The sequence below is a fragment of the Pseudomonas sp. P5_A2_2 genome (assembly GCF_054177685.1).
In genome coordinates this window covers 1-1,848 of the sequence record NZ_JBGCUL010000879.1, presented here as the reverse complement: position 1 = coordinate 1,848, position 1,848 = coordinate 1, and the positions used below count along the sequence as shown (strand labels likewise).

2 protein-coding genes are annotated in these 1,848 nt (G+C 60.7%); both read left to right on the top strand.

Translation table 11 applies throughout. The features are described 5' to 3' along the window. Nucleotides 1-172 precede the first annotated feature (172 nt). Nucleotides 173-1,468 carry a phosphoribosylamine--glycine ligase gene (purD, locus tag ACXRVY_RS26840; protein WP_223462764.1) on the top strand — a complete coding sequence of 432 codons (1,296 nt, stop codon included), beginning with the start codon at nt 173-175 and terminating at the stop codon, nt 1,466-1,468. 100 nt (nt 1,469-1,568) lie between these two features. Beyond that, on the top strand, nt 1,569-1,848 hold a 280-nt coding region (locus tag ACXRVY_RS26835), incomplete at its 3' end, for a 7TM-DISM domain-containing protein (RefSeq protein WP_458238712.1).

Here is a 1,848-nt window from a genome sequence, read left to right as displayed (position 1 = left end):
CCACTTCCGTCACTGATACACCGATCAACTGTGGGAGCGAGCTTGCTCGCGATAGCGTCCGTTCAGACACATTGATGCTGGATTTGCCGCCGTCATCGCGAGCAAGCTCGCTCCCACAGGTAAAGCATCTTTGMGGTGCTCAACAGAATTTGCGTCATCCGAGGTTTTTGAAATGAATGTTTTGATCATTGGCAGCGGTGGCCGTGAACACGCCCTGGCCTGGAAAGTGGCTCAGGATCCGCGCGTGCAGAAGGTGTTCGTGGCTCCGGGCAACGCCGGTACCGCCATCGAAGCCAAGTGCGAGAACGTCGCCATTGACGTACTGGCGCTTGAGCAACTGGCAGACTTTGCCGAGAAAAACGTTTCGCTGACCATCGTTGGCCCTGAAGTGCCGCTGGTTGCCGGTGTTGTGGATCTGTTCCGCAGCCGCGGCCTCGATTGCTTCGGTCCGACCGCCGGCGCTGCACAGCTGGAAGGTTCGAAAGCCTTCACCAAGGACTTCCTGGCTCGCCACAAGATCCCGACTGCCGACTACCAGAACTTCACCGAAATCGAGCCAGCCCTGGCCTACCTGCGTGAAAAAGGCGCTCCGATCGTGATCAAGGCCGACGGCCTGGCCGCCGGCAAAGGCGTGATCGTCGCCATGACCCTGCCTGAAGCCGAAGACGCCGTGCGCGACATGCTGGCGGGCAATGCCTTTGGCGATGCGGGTTCGCGCGTGGTCATCGAAGAATTCCTGGACGGCGAAGAAGCCAGCTTCATCGTCATGGTCGACGGCAAGAACGTGCTGCCGATGGCCACCAGCCAGGACCACAAACGCGTCGGTGACGGCGACACCGGTCCAAACACCGGCGGCATGGGTGCTTACTCCCCGGCACCCGTGGTCACCGCCGACGTGCACAAGCGCGTCATGGACCTGGTGATCTGGCCGACCGTGCGCGGCATGGCCGAAGAAGGCAATGTCTACACTGGCTTCCTGTACGCCGGCCTGATGATCGACAAGGCTGGTAACCCAAAAGTCATCGAATTCAACTGCCGTTTCGGCGACCCTGAGACCCAACCGGTGATGCTGCGTCTGCAGTCGAGCCTGGTGCTGCTGGTCGAAGCCGCCCTGGCGCAGGCGCTGGATAAAGTAGAAGCGCAATGGGATCCACGTCCGAGCGTCGGCATCGTCCTGGCCGCTGGCGGCTATCCTGGTGACTACGCCAAAGGCGCAGCCATCAAGGGGCTGGATGCAGCCGCCGCACTGGAAGGCAAGATTTTCCACGCCGGTACTGCACTCATGGATAGTCAGGTGGTGACGGCCGGTGGTCGTGTGTTGTGCGCCACAGCCATGGGGGCCAGCGTCGACGCTGCGCAGCAGCAGGCCTACAAGTTGGCGGCTACGATTGACTGGGAAGGCTGTTTCTATCGCAAGGACATTGGCTACCGCGCCATTGCCCGCGAGCGCGGCGAGAATCAGGAATAAGGTAAACACCGCGCCAGGCAATGAACACGGTTCATTGCCTGGCTATTCCGGCACCGCGCATCGTTATATTCTGGCATCAACCTAACGAAGGGATTTCGCCGTGCGCTGGCTCAGGATTGCCATAAGCTTGACCGTCACTTTGCTGACCTTGCTCTGCATGCTACCGGCCCAGGCCGCGCAAGGCAGTGGCTGGGCGGTATTGCTCGACGAACAGGGCGCCCTGCAACTGAGCGACATCCGTTCCGCACGCTATACCAATCAATTCAGCCCTATCGAACTCGACCGCATTACCGCGGCCGAGCCCGATGGCGCGTTATGGTTGCGATTCAGGCTTGCGCCGGGTAACCACGAGCAATTGCTGCGAGTGTTCGCGCCTGACC

What these genes read in the sequence shown, in the direction of transcription:
- purD (WP_223462764.1), top strand. Translation starts at nt 173, where the DNA reads ATGAATGTTTTGATCATTGGCAGCGGTGGCCGTGAACACGCCCTGGCC.